This is a genomic window from Flexivirga sp. B27, from assembly GCF_052905685.1.
Genome location: NZ_JBPYUM010000001.1, coordinates 1,503,889 through 1,519,306, shown reverse-complemented (window position 1 = coordinate 1,519,306; position 15,418 = coordinate 1,503,889). Strand labels below are relative to the sequence as shown.

Genomic DNA, 15,418 nt, shown 5'->3' with positions numbered 1-15,418 from the left:
TTCGCTGACTTCCCCGGCATGCTGCCGGTCGACGTATAAGGACGGAAAGCAAACATGACTGACCAGGCACCTGCCACTTTTCAGGCGGGGGACAAGACCCTCGAATTCGGCGTCATCCCGGCGACCGAGGGCAACGACGGTTACGACATCTCGAAGTTGCTCGGTGAGACCGGCAACGTGACTCTTGACGTCGGGTTCGTGAACACCGCCTCGTGCAAGTCGGCGATCACCTACATCGACGGCGGCGCGGGCATCCTGCGTTACCGCGGCTACCCGATCGAGCAGCTGGCCGAGGGCTCCAGCTTCATCGAGGTCTCCTACCTGCTGATCTACGGCGAGCTGCCGACGGCAGAGCAGTTGGAGGCGTTCACCGAGCGCATCCGCCGCCACACGATGCTGCACGAGGACCTGAAGGACCTGCTGGCCGCGTTCCCGCGCGACGCGCACCCGATGTCGGTGCTGTCCGCGGCGGTGTCCGCGCTCGGCACCTTCTACCAGGACTCCCTGTCGATCACTGACCGCGACCAGATCGAGCTGTCCACCGTGCGACTGCTCGCCAAGCTGCCGACGATCGCGGCATACGCGCACAAGAAGAGCCAGGGCCAGCCGACGCTCTACCCGGACAACAAGCTGAGCCTCGTCGAGAACTTCCTGCGTATGACGTTCGGCTTCCCGTCCGAGGACTACGACATCGACCCGGTTGTCGCCAAGGCACTGGACCAGCTGTTCATCCTGCACGCCGACCACGAGCAGAACTGCTCCACCTCGACCGTGCGGCTGGTGGGCTCCGGCCACGCGAACCTCTTCGGCTCGATCTCGGCCGGCATCCACGCGCTGTCCGGCCCACTGCACGGCGGCGCCAACGCGGCCGTGCTTGAGATGCTCAACAGCATCGACAACGAGTTCGGCGGCGACGTCGACAAGTTCGTCGAGAAGGTCAAGAACAAGGAGACCGGTGTGAAGCTCATGGGCTTCGGGCACCGCGTCTACAAGAACTACGACCCGCGCGCCGCCATCGTCAAGAAGTCGGCCGACGAGATCCTCAAGAAGATGGGTGTCAACGACCCGCAGCTCGAGATGGCGATGCGCCTGGAAGAGATCGCGCTCAAGGACGACTACTTCGTCTCGCGCAAGCTCTACCCCAACGTCGACTTCTACACCGGCCTGATCTACAAGGCGATGGGCTTCCCGACCGAGATGTTCACCGTGCTCTTCGCCATCGGTCGCCTGCCGGGCTGGATCGCCCAGTGGCGCGAGATGATGGAGGACCCGGCAACCAAGATCGGCCGCCCGCGGCAGATCTACACCGGCGAGGGCGCACGCGACTTCGTCGCCGTCGACAAGCGCTGACGCTTTCCGACATACAAGAACGCCCGGCTCCCACTGTGGGGCCGGGCGTTCTCTTGTATGTCGTGGAGGTCACCTCGAGACGCCCGCTCGTTCCTCACGGGCTCCTCGGCGATCTCGTGGTGGTCACCTCGGCGGTCTCGTGGTGGTCACCTCGGCGACCTCGTGGTGGTCACCTCGGCGACCTCGTTCGGCTCAGAGCGCCGGGCCGAATCCGGTGCAGGACGGCTTGAAGTCGGCCGGCCCGCCGCCGAGCGCATTCATCGTCAGCTGCAGCGTCGGGCTGTCGAGGAAGAATCCCACGTGGCCGACGTTGTCGGTCGGGCACAGGTCCTGGACGACGATGTTCTGCGCGCCGGGCAGCGACTGGGTGGTGTAAGGCGTGACCACGTGGTCGTACTTCGTCTGGATCGTGACGTACTTCGGACCCTGCGGAAGCGGAATGGCGGTGGTCCGCTTGGTGTAGTCGGAGTCGACCTGCTGGTCCCGCAGGCCAGGTGCGCCGAAGACCTCGAAACCGAGATTGACGATGCCCAGCACCCCCAGCGACTTGCCCAGCGTCTGTATGCCGGACAGCGTCGTGCCGTTCGCGCTCTGGCCCCAGCCGACATACGTGCCGACCTTGTTGCCGCCGTCGTGCAGCTTGACGTAGTTGATGCCCATCGAGCCGCCCTGGCTGTGCCCGACGATGTCGACCTTCTGTGCGCCGGTGGAGGCGAGCACCTTGTCGATGAACGCCGAAACCTGGTTGCCCGAGGCCGTCTCGGTGTCCAGACCGCCGACGCGTCCGGCGGACAGCCAGGTCATCCCGAAGTTCGTGCCGTAGACGCAGTAGCCGGCATTCTTGAGCATGGGTGCGAGTGCGACGAAGTTGGAGCCGATGTTGGCGAAGGTGCCCGACAGCAGAACGACGGGATCCGGGTGGGCGGCGGACGGCTTGCAGTCCCAGTCGTTCATGCCGGGTGACGAATTCGGGTGGAACAAGTAGCCGGCGGCTGCGTCGCCGAGGTTCCCGATCGGCAGGGTCGACTCGGCGTGAGCGGCCGGAGCGGCTGCGGTCGCGAAGAGTGCGGCTGCGGTGCCGGCACAGGCGAGGGAGAGGGCGGCGGTGCGGTTGAGGCGCATGTGAATCCTCCGTGCGGTGAGGTGGGTCACATGCCAAGCTATCTACGTTGCAGTAAGTTCGGGCGCTTGCGGCGTGCCTGGTTTCAACCTATTTGCCGGTCTCCACATCGATGCGGACCGCTGTCGCGTTGCTCGTCGGCTGCGCGGCCTTCGTCCAGGTCCAGCCGTCCCGCCCGCGGTGCCGCTCCCAGGCACGGTCGCCGACGGTGACCGCGGTGATGTTGTCCGAGTCGGCGTGTGCCACCGCCCAGGACGCGATCGCGAAGGCGCCGTCGACCGACTTGGCCCGGTAGTCCACCGACCGGGCGTTCGCGGTCGCGCTCAGCCCGCTCTCGTTGCGCAACTGCTGCACGATCTGTGCGGGTGAGCCGTTCTTCTTGGCCGGGTCGAGCCGGCACCCGATGGCTTCGTGCGCCTTGCCGGTCATCACCTCGGTGATCACTTCACCCTGCGTCTCGTGATCGCGGTAGGCATCGGGGAAACCGCTCTTCTGGACCGCCTGCGCCGCCTCACCGATCGGCATGGTCTCCCAGCCGGGCACCTTCAGCAGCGCGTTGTAGAACGAACCGCTGGAGAAGACCGGATCCTGGATCTGCGCCGTGGTGCCCCACCCCTGGCTCTTGCGCTGCTGGAAGAGGCCGAGCGAGTCCAGGTCGCCATAAGCGAGGTTGCGCAGCTTCGACTCCTGTATGGCGGTCGTGGTCGCCACGATCGCGCCGCGCGCCGGGATGCCCTTCTTGTAGATACCTACCGCGACGATGGTGGACGCCGACTGGGACTGATCCGGATCCCATTGGTAGTCATAGCTTTTCGCGACGAACTTGCACGACGGTGAGCCCCAGTTGTCGCGCAGGTGTTGATAGGCGACATACCCTCCGCCGCCGATGCCCGCGACCAGCGCGATCGGGATCAGGCAGCCCAGGGTGCGCCGGATCGGGCCGCGCGGGCGGTGCTCCTCCTGGTAGAAGTCCTCATCGAAATCGCCTCCACTGAACGCGGCCCACCCGGAGTTGTCGTCCTCCTCGGGGTCGTGCTCGAAACCGTCGAACGGGCCTTCCTCGTATTCCTCCGGGTCGTGCGCGTAGTGCTCGCTGTGGTGGACATAGCGCGCGGGCAGCTCGTCGTCGTCGCCGACGTCGGGCTGCGCGGCGTACAGCTCGTGGACCTCGCGGTCACCGGGGTTTTCGCCGGGGTTGCGATCGCGTCTGCGGCGGAGGGGCATCGGGGTCGGGTTCGCAGTCTCTGTCGAAGGGGCGGGTCAGTTGGCGTGCAGCGCGTCGTTGAGCGCGATGCCGTGGCCCTTGCGCGGGCGACACTCCACGACCCCCGTGGTGGAGTTGCGGATGAAAAGCAGCCCGTCGCGGCCGGACAGCTCGCGCGCCTTGACGACGGCGCCGTCGGGCAGCGTCACCTTGGTGCCCGCGGTGACGTAGAGGCCGGCCTCGACCACGCAGTCGTCGCCCAGCGAGATGCCGATCCCGGCCTCGGCGCCCACCAGGCAGCGCTTGCCGATCGAGACGCGGTCGGTGCCGCCGCCGGACAACGTGCCCATGATCGACGCCCCGCCGCCGATGTCCGAGCCGTCACCGACGACGACGCCCTGCACGATGCGGCCCTCGACCATCGAGGTGCCGAGCGTGCCGGCGTTGTAGTTGCAGAAGCCCTCGTGCATGACGGTCGTGCCCTCGGCCAGGTGGGCGCCGAGACGCACCCGGTCGGCGTCGGCGATGCGGACACCGGAGGGGACGACGTAGTCGGTCATCCGCGGGAACTTGTCGATGCCGTGCACCTGGACCGGGCCGTCGAGACGCAGCTGGACCCGGGTCTGCTCGAAGTCCTCGACCGCGCACGGGCCGAAGTTGGTCCACACGACGTTGTTCAGCGCGCCGAAGATGCCGTCCAGGTTGAGGGAGTTGGGGGTCACCATGCGGTGGCTGAGCAGGTGCAGGCGCAGGTAGGCGTCGGACGCGTCGGCAGGTGCGGCATCCAGGTCGATCACCACGCGCACGACGCGGGTGCGCACCTGCCGGTGCGGGTAGTCGCGAGCGAGCGCTGCCAGGTCGGCGGGTTCGGCGTAAGGGTCCTCGGCCGGTGCCTCGCCCAGCTGCGGCTGGGGGAACCAGGTGTCGAGGATGTCGCCGGAGAAGGTCTCGGTGGCCAGGCCGTAGCCCCATGCGGCACGGGAGGAGGAGGTCATGCCGCCAAGGATATTTCACCGGCTGTGACCAACTCGTGACCCGGTGTCGGGTCCGCGTGCCCGCGGCCGGCGCCATACGCCAGGATTGTGCGTATGGCGCAACTTGACCTGACCCGAGATGTCGTCGACCTCACCGCCGACCTGGTCGACATCCCGTCGGTGAGCCGCGACGAGCAGCAGCTGGCCGACGCCGTGGAGCAGGCGCTGCGCGAGCTCCCGCACCTGCGCGTGGACCGCGACGGCAACACCGTGGTGGCCCGCACCGACCTCGGCCGGGACGAGCGGGTCGTGCTCGCCGGTCACCTCGACACGGTCCCGCTCACCGACCCGCCGAACATCCCGACCCGGCGGGTGGACGGGCTGCTCGTCGGTCGTGGCACGACCGACATGAAGGGCGGCGTCGCCGTGCAGCTGGCGATCGCCCGGGCGGTCACCGAGCCGTCGCGCGACGTGACGTTCGTCTTCTACGACTGTGAGGAGATCGAGGAGGAGGCCAACGGGTTGCGCCGGATCGTCGCGCAGCACCCCGACTGGCTGGCCGCGGACTTCGCGGTGCTGCTGGAGCCGACGGACGGCGGGATCGAGGGCGGCTGCAAGGGCACGCTGCGGGTCGACGTCACCACCAAGGGCATCAGTGCGCACTCCGCCCGGCCGTGGAACGGCCACAACGCGATCCACGACGCCGGTGAGGTGCTGGCGCGGTTGGCGGCATACGAGCCGGTGACCGTCAACGTCGACGGGCTGGACTACCACGAAGCGCTCAACGCGGTCGGCATCAGCGGCGGCATCGCCGGCAACGTCATACCCGACAAGTGCACGGTGACGGTCAACTACCGCTTCGCGCCGGACAAGTCGGCCGAGGAGGCCGTCGCGCACGTGCGCACCGTGTTCGCCGGGTATGACGTCGAGCTCGGCGACTGCGCGGCCGGCGCACGGCCCGGCCTGGACACCCCCGCGGCGCAGTCGTTCGTCGCGGCGCTGGACCTGCCGGTCACCGCCAAGCAGGGCTGGACCGACGTCGCGCGGTTCTCCGCGATCGGCGTCCCCGCGGTCAACTTCGGCCCCGGCGACCCCAACCTCGCGCACACCGACGACGAGCGGTGCCCGGAGCAGCAGGTCACCGACGCCTACGCCGCCCTGCACCGCTGGCTCGCCCCTTCCACCGACTGACGACCAACCCCTTTCGTCCAGCGACGGCTTCCTCGCCGAGTGACGGCGTCATACCGCCGTCACGCGACGGGCACGCCGTCACTCGGCGCGGGGGAGCGGCGTGAGAGATTGGGCCTCGTGACCAACGAAGCCGAGGCATACCGGAAGGGTGCGACCACGTTGCGCGGCCGCCACGTCCCAGCCACCACCACCGACCAGCGGCTGCTGGACCAGTCCCAGGACACCGACTGGCTGCACACCGACCCCTGGCGGGTCATGCGCATCCAGGCGGAGTTCGTCGAGGGCTTCGGCACGCTCGCCGAGATCGGCCCGGCGGTGAGCGTCTTCGGCTCGGCACGGATCAAGCCCGACAGCGACTACTACGCCAAGGGCATCGAGCTCGGCCGGTTGCTCGCCGACGCCGGTTACGCAGTCATCACCGGCGGTGGTCCCGGTGCGATGGAGGCGGCCAACAAGGGCGCCTTCGAAGCAGGCGGCACCAGCGTCGGGCTGGGCATCGAGCTGCCCTTCGAGTCCGGCCTCAACCCGTATGTCGATCTCGGTGTCAACTTCCGCTACTTCTTCGCACGCAAGACGATGTTCGTGAAATACGCGCAGGGCTACGTCGTCCTGCCTGGCGGCTTCGGCACGCTCGACGAGCTCTTCGAGGCGGTCACCCTCGCGCAGACCCAGAAGGTCACCAGCTTCCCGATCGTGTTGCTGGGCAAGGCTTTCTGGACGCCGATGATCACCTTCATCCGCGACACGCTGTATGCCGAGGGCATGGTCGCCGAGAAGGACATCCACCGGCTGCAGGTCGTCGACGACCCCGCCGAGGCCGTGCGCATCATCACCTCGGACGGCGAAGATGTCGGCGGGTGAGGTTACCCTGACGCTGTGATCGTCTTCCTCATCGCGCTCCTGGTCGTGATCATCGGCCTGGTGGTCTTCGCGATCCTCGGGCACTTCGGGACGCACCTGGAGGACCCGACCGGCACCTCACCCTTCGAGTCGCTGCCGCGCGGGGTGGTCACCCCCGAGGACATCGAGCAGGTCCGCTTCGATCAGGCCTTGCGCGGCTACCGCATGGGCCAGGTCGACGAGGTGCTCGACCGGCTGCGCGCCGAGCTGGAGGCGCGGGACGACGAGATCGCGATGCTGCGGGCCGACGGCAGCCGGCCCGTGCGCGACTGAGCGCGCCGTGCGCGACATGGTGTTCGCCGAGGGGTCGTCCGCGCCCGTCGCACGACTGTGGCAGGTGGCGACGGACTGGTCCGGCCACGGACGCTTCTTCCCGTTGACGACTGTGCAGGTCGACTCGAGTGCCACCGGTGTCGGCCAGCGGCTGCATGCCACGACCCGGCTCGGACCGCTGCACCTCGACGACCCGATGGTGGTCACTCGCTGGTCACCACCGGGGGAGCGCGGCTGCGTCGAGCTGACCAAGCTGGGTCGGGTGCTCGGCGGGCGCGCAAGGCTCGACGTGGAGCCGGTCGGATCCGGTTCGCGGCTGCGCTGGACCACCGACGTCGGGCCTGCGCCGGCGCGCCTGCGACGTGCGACTGCGCCACTGTCTCGGCTGGCCGCCATACCGCTCTATCGGCACGTCGTGCGGGCCATTGCGCGGGAGGCCGAGCATGGCTGAGCGATCCTCGCTGGTGCGAGGGCCCGATGACCGACTGCGCTGTGCCTGGGCCGACGGCAGCGACGACTACCGCGACTACCACGACACCGAGTGGGGCATGCCGGTCCGCGGTGAGCACGCCCTCTACGAGCGGATCACCTTGGAGGCGTTCCAGTCCGGGCTGGCCTGGATCACCATCCTGCGCAAGCGCCCGGCGTTCCGGGCTGCGTTCGCCGACTTCGACCCGGAGGTCGTTGCGACATACGGCCCGGACGACGTGCAGCGGCTGATGGAGGATACGAGCATCGTGCGCAACCGGCGCAAGATCGACGCGGCGATCACCAACGCTCGCGCCGTGCTGCGGTTGCGTGACTCCGGCGGTCTCGACGAGCTGGTCTGGGCACACGTCCCGGCGACGCACGAGCAGCCCGCCGACATCGCCACGACTCCGACGCAGACCGCCGAATCCCGTGCATTGGCAAAGGCTTTGAAGGCCGCGGGCTTCGCCCACGTCGGCCCGACGACGATGTATGCCGCGATGCAGGCGTGCGGCCTGGTCGACGACCACGTCGTCGGCTGCTTCCGGGGGAGAGCATGACCGCGACGACGGACGAGCGGGCATCGGCGACGGTCAGCGAGCCCGCCCCGAGCAGGATGCAGACGTGGCGAGCCCGCGGCGTCGATCTGGTGCAGCGTCGACTGCTGCTGTGCACTCTCGTCGCGTATGTCGTGCTGCGGCTCTTCTCCGCAGTCGTGATGCAGCTCGTTGCGCCGCACCAGGACCTGAGCTTCATCTTCTACTCCACCGGACACCACGACTACTGGGAGATGACCCACGTCTGGGACGGCCGCTGGTATCAGATGATCGTCGAGCAGGGCTACCCGTCGCAGCTGCCCGAACTCGGCGGCTCGGTCGAGCAGAACCAATGGGCGTTCTATCCGATGTATCCCGCGATGGTGTGGGTGCTGATGCACCTGACCGGCGGCTCGTTCGCGGTGGTCGGCTCGCTGCTGTCGCTGGTGCTCGGCGGTGTGGCGGTCGGTCTGATGGCCGTGCTGGTGCGCGACAAGGTCGGCCCCATGGTCGCCTTCTGCGTGGTGTGTGTCTTCGCCGCGTCGCCGCCGTCGCCGGTGCTGCAGATGACCTACACCGAGTCGCTCGCCCTGGTGCTGCTGATCGGTGCGCTGCTCGCGCTGCAGCGTGAGCAGTGGTGGCTGGCGACCGCGGCCGCGCTGGCCACCGGCCTGGCCCGTCCCGTCGCGGTGCCGCTCGGTGTGGTCGCGCTCGTCGCGCTCTGGCTGCGTTGGCGGCAGCGCGAGACACGTCCGATCGCGCGCAGTGAATGGGTCGGGATGGCCTCCACGCTGGTCGGGTGCGGGGTCGCCGGCGGCCTGTGGCCGCTGATCGCCGCATTGCGGACGGGTGACCCCTCGGCATACACCCAGACGATGGCGGCCTGGCGCACCGGCGGCGAGATCATCTACTTCCAGCCGTGGGCGGCCAACTTCGACGCGCTGCTGGGCAACGGCGTGCTCGCCGGTCTGGTGCTGGCGGTGCTCATCCTCGGATTCGTGGCGATCACGGTCGGACCGTGGGCCGACGCGATGGGCCCGATCATGCGCACCTGGCTGCTCGCCTACGGCTTCTACCTGCTGGCCGTGCTCGACGCGTGGACCAGCACCTACCGCTATTTGCTGTTCATGTTCCCGATCCTGATCGTCTTCGTGGGCGCCGGCTGGACCGACCGCGCCAAGCGGTTGCTGGTCGGCTGGCGGACGGCGATCTGGGTCGTGCTCGGCCTGGGCTGGCAGGTGTGGTGGTGCTGGACACTGCTGATCCTCTGGCACATCAGCGGCGACCCGATCTGAGGCCCGCTGCGGTATGGCGAAGCGGCCCCCTTCGCGCCATACACCTCATTGGCCGAGAGGCTCACACAACGCCGAGAGGCCCAGCCACATCGGCCGTAGCCGGCCGGTGCGCTGAGCCTCTCGAGTGCGTTCCGAGCCTTTCGGCCCGGGGAGGTCCGATCCGTCAGCTACTGCTGCGGACCGCCCTCCTGCGGGTCGTGCGGACGCTGACCCTGCTGACCAGGCTGCTGACCGGGAGGCGGCGGCTGCGGCGCGGCCTGCGGCTGGTGCCCGGGCAACTGCACGCCCTGCGGCGGGTAGCCGGGCGGCGGGCCGGCGATCTGCGAACGCTCGCCCTGACCGGTCACCTGCGGCTGCGCCTGGGTGGTGTTCGGGTCGAGCCGGCCCTCGGACCCACTGTCGTCGTGCTCGGAGGTCGTCGGCGCTGCTGGCCCGGACGTCGACGGCGCCGTCGACGGCGCAGTGCTCGAGGTGGACGAGTGTGAATGCTTGGTGCGGCTCGACGCCCGCTCCTCATCCATATCGGTGGTCTGCCGGGCGACGGCCTCGGCGGCAGCAACGGCTTCGGCAACCACCGGGTCGCGCTCGAGGGTGAACCACTCGGCGACCTCCTCGTCGTCGATCGGCGCACGCTCCTCGGGCGCCGGCACCTCGTATCGGAAGGTGCCGTCGTCGCCCTGCATGCCGAATGACTTGGCGAATCCCTGCAGAGCAGAACCGAAGTCGCTGGGGATGACCCAGACCTTGCTGGCTTCGCCCTTGGCCATCTCGGGCAACTGCCGCAGGTATTCGTAGGCCAGCAGCTCCGGTGTGGGCTTGCTGGCGCGGATCGCGTTGAAGGTCTTCTCGATCGCCTTGGCCTCACCCTGTGCGTGCAGGTACTTGGCGGCGCGCTCACCCTCGGCACGCAGCACCTGGGACTTCCGGTCACCCTCGGCCTCGAGGATCGCGGCCTGCTTGGCGGCCTCGGCCTGCAGGATCCGGCCCTGCTTGTCACCCTCGGCCGACTTGATCGCAGCCTCCCGGTGACCCTCGGCCGCCAGAATGGTCGCCCGCTTCTCGCGGTCGGCCTTCATCTGCTTCTCCATCGACTCCTGGATCGACGGCGGCGGGAAGATCGACTTCAGCTCCACTCGGGCCACCCGCAGTCCCCAGCGGCCGGTCGCTTCGTCCAGCACCCCGCGCAACTGGGCGTTGATGGTCTCGCGGGAGGTCAGCGTCTCCTCCAGCGTCATACCACCGACGACGTTGCGCAGCGTCGTGGTCGTCAGCTGCTCGACACCGACGATGTAGTCGTTGATCTCGTAGACCGCCGACCGCGGGTCGGTGACCTGGAAGTAGACAACGGTGTCGATGTTGACCGTCAGGTTGTCCTCGGTGATCACCGGCTGCGGCGGGAAGGACACAACCCGCTCACGCAGGTCGACCCGCGCACGCACCCGGTCGACGAACGGCGCCAGCAGCGTCAGCTGCCCGGACACGGTCTTGGTGTAACGGCCGAGCCGCTCGATGACCGCCGCCTCCGCCTGCGGGATCAACGCGACCGACTTCGCGACGACCGCGATCACCAGGATCACGATCACTGCCACAACTATCAGAACTGCCATCAGGCATCTCCCCTTCTCACGACGGCCGTGGCGCCGTCGATGTCTTGGACGATCACGCTCTCACCACTGCGGAACGTGTCGTTCTCGTCGGCGGGCCGGGCGGTCCAGACGTCGCCGCCGATACGCACGCGCCCGCCGTCGTTGCCGAACGCGGCGAGCACGGTGGCTTCCTGCCCGCGCAGTGCTTCGATGCCCGTCGGCAGGGCCGGCGAGCTCAGCAGGTGCCGCTTGATGATGGGGCGGATGCCGAAGACCAGGCCGACCGACACCAGCGCGAACACGATGGTCGCCAGCCACAACGGCGCCCCGAGGAACGACGCGAGCGCGGCCGCCAAGGCGCCGCCGCCGAGCATCAGCAGGACGAAATCGCCGCTGAGGGCCTCCGCAGCCGCCAGCAGCACGCCGCCTGCGAACCAGATCAGTGCTGCCATGGCAGGAGTCTTTCATGTACGGCGCAACGCGACGTGACCGCCATCACAAGCACCACCCCCGTCTCCAATTCCGCGCTGTCCTAACGGCCTTCGAACACCGGCTTCTGCTTGGCGAGGAACGCGTCGACCGCCGCCTGGTGATCCGCGGTCGCGCCCGTGGCGTTCATCAGGCCCGCCTCGTGGGCCAGTGACTCGGCCAGCGTGTGCGTCGCGGAGAACTCCACCGCACGACGTATGGCGCCATACGCCTTCGTCGGTCCGGCGGCGAGCCGGACGGCCAGGTCCTGCACGGTCGAGGAGAAGTCGTCGGCGGCGACCACCTGGGTGGCCAGGCCGAGTTGCAACGCCTCCTCGGCGCCGACGGTCCGGGGCATCAGCAACAGCTCCTTGGCCTTGGCAGCACCGACCAGCCGGGGCAGCCAGAAGGAGGACCCTGAGTCGCTGGACAACGCGATGCCGGTGAACGCCAGGTTGAAGCCCGCCGCGTCGGACACGATCCGCAGGTCGGCGGCGAAGGTGAATGCTGCACCTGCGCCGGCTGCGACACCGTTGACCGCCGCCACGACCGGCTTGTCCATCGTCGACAGCAGCGTGACGATCGGGTTGTAGTGCTCCTCGACGGTGGTGAAGAGCGCGTCGGAGCCCTCGGCGAGCAGGCCGACGTGCTCCTTGAGGTCCTGTCCCACGCAGAACGCACGGCCGGTGCCGGTCAGCACGACACACCGCACGGCGTCGTCCGCGGCGACATCCTGCAGCGCGGCGAGCAGCGCTTCCTTGGTCGCGATGTTCAGGGAGTTCATCGCGTCGGGTCGGTTGAGCCGCACGGTGGCGACGCCGTCCGCGCGCTCGGTGACTACGGGTGAGCTGGCGGATTCGGGGGCAGATTCGGTCATCTGCGGGGTGCTCCTTCGCTGGCGGGGTGGTCGCTCAGCGGTCGGATCGGAGTGCTGAGCGGGTCGATTCACAGCGTATCCGGGGAAGAGGATTTCCCGATCCGGCGCGGAAACTGAAATAATGCGCAGGACTGTTGGTCGCACCCGCCGGACCCCCGGCGTCGAAACCACCGCGTGGCACTGGTGCGGCCGTGGATTGGAGCCGCGCGGACGGAAGGGGAAGCCGATGGCGGCAATGAAGCCGAGGACCGGAGACGGGCCTCTTGAGGTGACCAAGGAGGGCCGCAGCATTCTCCTGCGCATGCCGCTCGAGGGCGGTGGCCGGTTGGTCGTCGAGATGAACGCCGAGGAGGCAGAAGCACTCGGTGACGCCATCAAGGGCTGCATCGGCTGAAGCTGAACACTGGCATCAACGAGAGGGCCGCGCACCGACAGGTGCGCGGCCTCTCGTTGTCTCCTACCGGCCGTCTCCCGGTCGGGCTCAGACCTTGACGGCGGCGAACAACCCGTCGCCGACCGGCAGCATCGAGGTCGTCCACTCGGTGTCGTCCCGCAACTGCTTGCCCAGGTTGCGCAGCACCACGGTGGTGTCGTCACGCACGGCCGGGTCGGCAACCCGGTCGTGCCAGAGCATGTTGTCGATCAGCAGCAGGCCGCCGGGGCGCAGCAGCCGGGACGCCGCGTCGACGTATGCCGGGTAGTCCGGCTTATGGCCGTCCACGAAGACCACGTCGTAGCCGCCGTCGGCCAGCCGGCCCATGACCTGCAGGGCGTTGCCGGTGATGATGCGGGTGCGGGCCGGTGCGATGCCGGCCTCGGCATACGCCTTCCGCGCGGCGCTCTGGTGCTCGGCCTTGATGTCGATGGTGGTCAGCACGCCGTCGGCGGGCATACCCGCGAGCAGCCACAGGCCGGACGAGCCGGCACCGGTGCCGATCTCGACGACCGCCCTGGCGCGGGTGGCCGCGGTCAGCAGTCGGAGCGCCGGTCCCGTGCCGGAGCCCACCGGGGTGCAGCCGAGTTGCTCGCCGCGCACGCGAGCCCGCTCGATGATCTCGGGCTCGGGCACGAACTCCTCGGCATACCCCCAACTGGCCGCTCGCTGTGATGACATGCCACCGAACCTAGCCCGTCAGCACGCCTGTCGCCGAACCGGGCGGAAGTAACTTCCGCCACGTGGTAACGATCCGACGTTCCGTGTCGTTGGCTATGACGAGGGCGCGCACCGGCCTTACACAGTCGCCCACACGAACGGCACAGCAGCCCCACAGGTTGTTGCCGGAGAATAAGTCCTCAGAAGCAAGGTCGACGACACGGATGGACGCGAAGCGATGACCGACCAACTGCTGCGGGGTGCAGTGAAGACCGAGGTGCCCGATGTGGCGCCACCCGGCTGGGAGCCGCCGACCTGGGAGGAGATCGTCGCCGAGCACTCGGCGCGTGTCTACCGCTTGGCCTACCGACTGACCGGCAACGTGCACGACGCCGAGGACCTGACGCACGACGTCTTCGTCCGAGTCTTCCGGTCGCTGCACTCCTACCGCCCGGGGACCTTCGAGGGCTGGCTGCACCGCATCACCACCAACGTCTTCCTGGACAAGATGCGCCGCAAGCAGCGCATCCGGTTCGACGCGCTCGCCGACGACGCCGCCGCGCGACTGCCCAGTCGCGACGGCAGCCCCGAGCAGGTCTATGCCGACGCGCACTTCGACGACGACGTGCAGCGCGCGCTCGATGCGCTGGCCCCGGACTTCCGCGCCGCCGTCGTGCTCTGTGACATCGAGGGCCTGTCCTACGAGGAGATCGCGGCCACCCTGGGCATCAAGCTGGGCACCGTGCGCTCGCGGATCCACCGCGGTCGCGCCCAACTGCGCGAGGCGCTGGCGCACCGCGCCCCGGAGAATCGCCCGGCCGCTCGCCGCCGGGTCGGCGTGCCGTCGTTGTCTCCCGCTGGGGCCACGCAGTGACGCTCTTCGCGCGGGAACCCTTCGCTCGCGCAGAACCGGACGTGCTTCGTGGCGGGCAGAATCACCTCGGCGACCGGGTCGCCGACTACGTCGACGGCATGCTGTCGGCCGACGAGCAATACCGCGCCGACATACACCTCACGGTGTGCGAGCACTGTCGCTACGCGGTGCAGCAGGAGCGCGCGATCATCGAGCAGTTGCGGGCGGTCACCTTCGACTCCGGCGGCCACCAGCAGCTGATGGCCGGGCTGCTCTCCCTCGCGTCGACCGATACATCGAGCGACACGGGGGCTCCGCTCGGTGCAGCACCGGTCGGGCGCGGCACCTCTGCCGGCACGGCACGTCCGGCACCTGCGCTGGTGACGTGCACGGCGCCGCCGCAATACCAATCGGCGCGCAAGTCGATGGCCTGCGCACTCTTCGCCGTCGCCGGCTGTGTCGGCGTCGCGCTGGTCGCGTCGACGGCGACGGGTGTTGCGCAAGGGCCGAAGAACCCCCAGCAGGAGCCGGTCGACCGCGCCGCTCTGGTCCGCAACATGCACTCACCGCAGATCACCGAGGCTGCGCAACGACGTGCCAAGGTCAGCGGCACGCTGACGCAGCAGGTGCCGACGTTCCAGCAGGCCGCGGCGCTGCCCGATCGCTGATCGAACCGGTGAGCGACACTCATCGGCCGGTCGCCGCCGGATCGACCCTGCGCAGGTGCGACAATCGGTCGGCCACAACTTCTGGTGGGGCGGCTTCCGATGGGGCCGCCTCCGGATGGCGGCACGTTGACTTCAGGGCGAAAGGGATCGACGCGACATGTTTGGCATCAGCGGATGGGAGTTCCTGATCCTCATCGGGCTCGCTGCTGCGCTGATCGGCCCGGATCGCCTGCCCGAGTATGTCGGCAAGTTGCGCGGTTACATCCGGCAGGCACGCGACATGGCCGAGGGTGCGAAGTCGCAGCTGAAGGACCAGATGGGTCCGGAGTTCGAGGACATCAACTGGCGCGCCTACGACCCGCGGCAGTACGACCCGCGCAAGATCGTCCGTGACGCCCTGCTCGATCCCGAGCCGACGGACGACGACAGCGACACGAGCGACGCTGCTGACCCGGAGCCGCAGTACGCGACCGGCCCGTCATACGACCCGCACCGTTTCGACCCCGACCGCGCCACGCCGTTCGACCACGACGCGACCTGACCCGTTCTGCTCCGAGTCCGG

General features: G+C 68.7%; 18 protein-coding genes. 11 read left to right on the top strand and 7 right to left on the bottom strand.

All coding sequences use genetic code 11. The annotated features are described in order from the left end of the window. The first annotated feature begins 54 nt into the window (after positions 1–54). Positions 55–1,350, top strand: a complete 1,296-nt coding sequence (locus tag ACSZL9_RS06940; protein WP_446664734.1) for a citrate synthase — start codon at positions 55–57, stop codon at positions 1,348–1,350. 192 nt (positions 1,351–1,542) lie between these two features. Here ACSZL9_RS06940 and ACSZL9_RS06935 read toward each other — a convergent pair whose 3' ends face one another. The 3 genes from ACSZL9_RS06935 to dapD form a co-directional block, all read right to left on the bottom strand. Then, on the bottom strand, positions 1,543–2,472 hold the full coding sequence (locus tag ACSZL9_RS06935) for an esterase/lipase family protein (protein ID WP_446664733.1): 930 nt from the start codon (positions 2,470–2,472) through the stop codon (positions 1,543–1,545). A gap of 88 nt (positions 2,473–2,560) precedes the next feature. After that, the gene (locus ACSZL9_RS06930) at positions 2,561–3,694 is read right to left on the bottom strand and encodes a hypothetical protein (protein WP_446664732.1); all 1,134 of its coding nucleotides are present in this window, start codon (positions 3,692–3,694) and stop codon (positions 2,561–2,563) included. A gap of 36 nt (positions 3,695–3,730) precedes the next feature. Continuing rightward, on the bottom strand, positions 3,731–4,669 hold the full coding sequence (gene dapD / locus ACSZL9_RS06925) for a 2,3,4,5-tetrahydropyridine-2,6-dicarboxylate N-succinyltransferase (protein WP_446664731.1): 939 nt from the start codon (positions 4,667–4,669) through the stop codon (positions 3,731–3,733). A gap of 93 nt (positions 4,670–4,762) precedes the next feature. Between dapD and dapE the strand changes: the two genes are divergently transcribed. The 6 genes from dapE to ACSZL9_RS06895 all read left to right on the top strand — a co-directional run bounded on the left by dapE (position 4,763) and on the right by ACSZL9_RS06895 (position 9,311). Beyond that, entirely contained in the window at positions 4,763–5,839 is a 1,077-nt protein-coding gene (gene dapE, locus ACSZL9_RS06920; protein WP_446664730.1) for a succinyl-diaminopimelate desuccinylase, read from the top strand. Positions 5,840–5,947: 108 nt separating this feature from the next. Next, positions 5,948–6,700 carry an LOG family protein gene (locus ACSZL9_RS06915; protein ID WP_446665117.1) on the top strand — a complete coding sequence of 251 codons (753 nt, stop codon included), beginning with the start codon at positions 5,948–5,950 and terminating at the stop codon, positions 6,698–6,700. A gap of 15 nt (positions 6,701–6,715) precedes the next feature. Next, positions 6,716–7,012, top strand: coding sequence for a DivIVA domain-containing protein (locus ACSZL9_RS06910; RefSeq protein WP_446664729.1), 297 nt, complete (start codon positions 6,716–6,718; stop codon positions 7,010–7,012). 16 nt (positions 7,013–7,028) lie between these two features. Next, entirely contained in the window at positions 7,029–7,463 is a 435-nt protein-coding gene (locus tag ACSZL9_RS06905) for an SRPBCC family protein (protein WP_446665116.1), read from the top strand. Beyond that, a complete protein-coding gene (locus ACSZL9_RS06900; RefSeq protein WP_446664728.1) occupies positions 7,456–8,040 on the top strand; it encodes a DNA-3-methyladenine glycosylase I in 585 nt (194 codons plus the stop codon). Before ACSZL9_RS06905 ends, ACSZL9_RS06900 begins: the two co-directional genes overlap by 8 nt. Continuing rightward, positions 8,037–9,311 (top strand): hypothetical protein, encoded by a 1,275-nt coding sequence (locus ACSZL9_RS06895; protein ID WP_446664727.1) that lies wholly within the window; start codon positions 8,037–8,039, stop codon positions 9,309–9,311. Before ACSZL9_RS06900 ends, ACSZL9_RS06895 begins: the two co-directional genes overlap by 4 nt. A gap of 167 nt (positions 9,312–9,478) precedes the next feature. On the opposite strand, the gene ACSZL9_RS06890 is transcribed toward ACSZL9_RS06895, so the two are convergent. The 3 genes from ACSZL9_RS06890 to ACSZL9_RS06880 form a co-directional block, all read right to left on the bottom strand. Further along, on the bottom strand, positions 9,479–10,918 hold the full coding sequence (locus ACSZL9_RS06890; protein ID WP_446664726.1) for an SPFH domain-containing protein: 1,440 nt from the start codon (positions 10,916–10,918) through the stop codon (positions 9,479–9,481). Next, on the bottom strand, positions 10,918–11,349 hold the full coding sequence (locus tag ACSZL9_RS06885; protein WP_446664725.1) for an NfeD family protein: 432 nt from the start codon (positions 11,347–11,349) through the stop codon (positions 10,918–10,920). Before ACSZL9_RS06885 ends, ACSZL9_RS06890 begins: the two co-directional genes overlap by 1 nt. Positions 11,350–11,429: 80 nt before the next feature. Next, positions 11,430–12,242 carry an enoyl-CoA hydratase-related protein gene (locus ACSZL9_RS06880; RefSeq protein ID WP_446664724.1) on the bottom strand — a complete coding sequence of 271 codons (813 nt, stop codon included), beginning with the start codon at positions 12,240–12,242 and terminating at the stop codon, positions 11,430–11,432. Between the two features lie 226 nt (positions 12,243–12,468). On the opposite strand from ACSZL9_RS06880, the gene ACSZL9_RS06875 reads away from it, so the two are divergent. Then, positions 12,469–12,636 carry a DUF3117 domain-containing protein gene (locus ACSZL9_RS06875; protein WP_188838882.1) on the top strand — a complete coding sequence of 56 codons (168 nt, stop codon included), beginning with the start codon at positions 12,469–12,471 and terminating at the stop codon, positions 12,634–12,636. Positions 12,637–12,723: 87 nt separating this feature from the next. Here ACSZL9_RS06875 and ACSZL9_RS06870 read toward each other — a convergent pair whose 3' ends face one another. After that, positions 12,724–13,356: an O-methyltransferase gene (locus tag ACSZL9_RS06870; protein WP_446664723.1), complete on the bottom strand. Its 633-nt coding sequence runs from the start codon at positions 13,354–13,356 to the stop codon at positions 12,724–12,726. Positions 13,357–13,573: 217 nt separating this feature from the next. Between ACSZL9_RS06870 and sigE the strand changes: the two genes are divergently transcribed. The 3 genes from sigE to ACSZL9_RS06855 all read left to right on the top strand — a co-directional run bounded on the left by sigE (position 13,574) and on the right by ACSZL9_RS06855 (position 15,397). Then, entirely contained in the window at positions 13,574–14,209 is a 636-nt protein-coding gene (gene sigE, locus ACSZL9_RS06865; RefSeq protein WP_446664722.1) for an RNA polymerase sigma factor SigE, read from the top strand. After that, complete coding sequence (locus ACSZL9_RS06860; protein WP_446664721.1) at positions 14,206–14,856, top strand: zf-HC2 domain-containing protein; 651 nt, start codon at positions 14,206–14,208, stop codon at positions 14,854–14,856. Before sigE ends, ACSZL9_RS06860 begins: the two co-directional genes overlap by 4 nt. A gap of 157 nt (positions 14,857–15,013) precedes the next feature. Then, positions 15,014–15,397, top strand: coding sequence for a preprotein translocase subunit TatA (locus ACSZL9_RS06855; protein WP_446664720.1), 384 nt, complete (start codon positions 15,014–15,016; stop codon positions 15,395–15,397). Positions 15,398–15,418 lie beyond the last annotated feature (21 nt).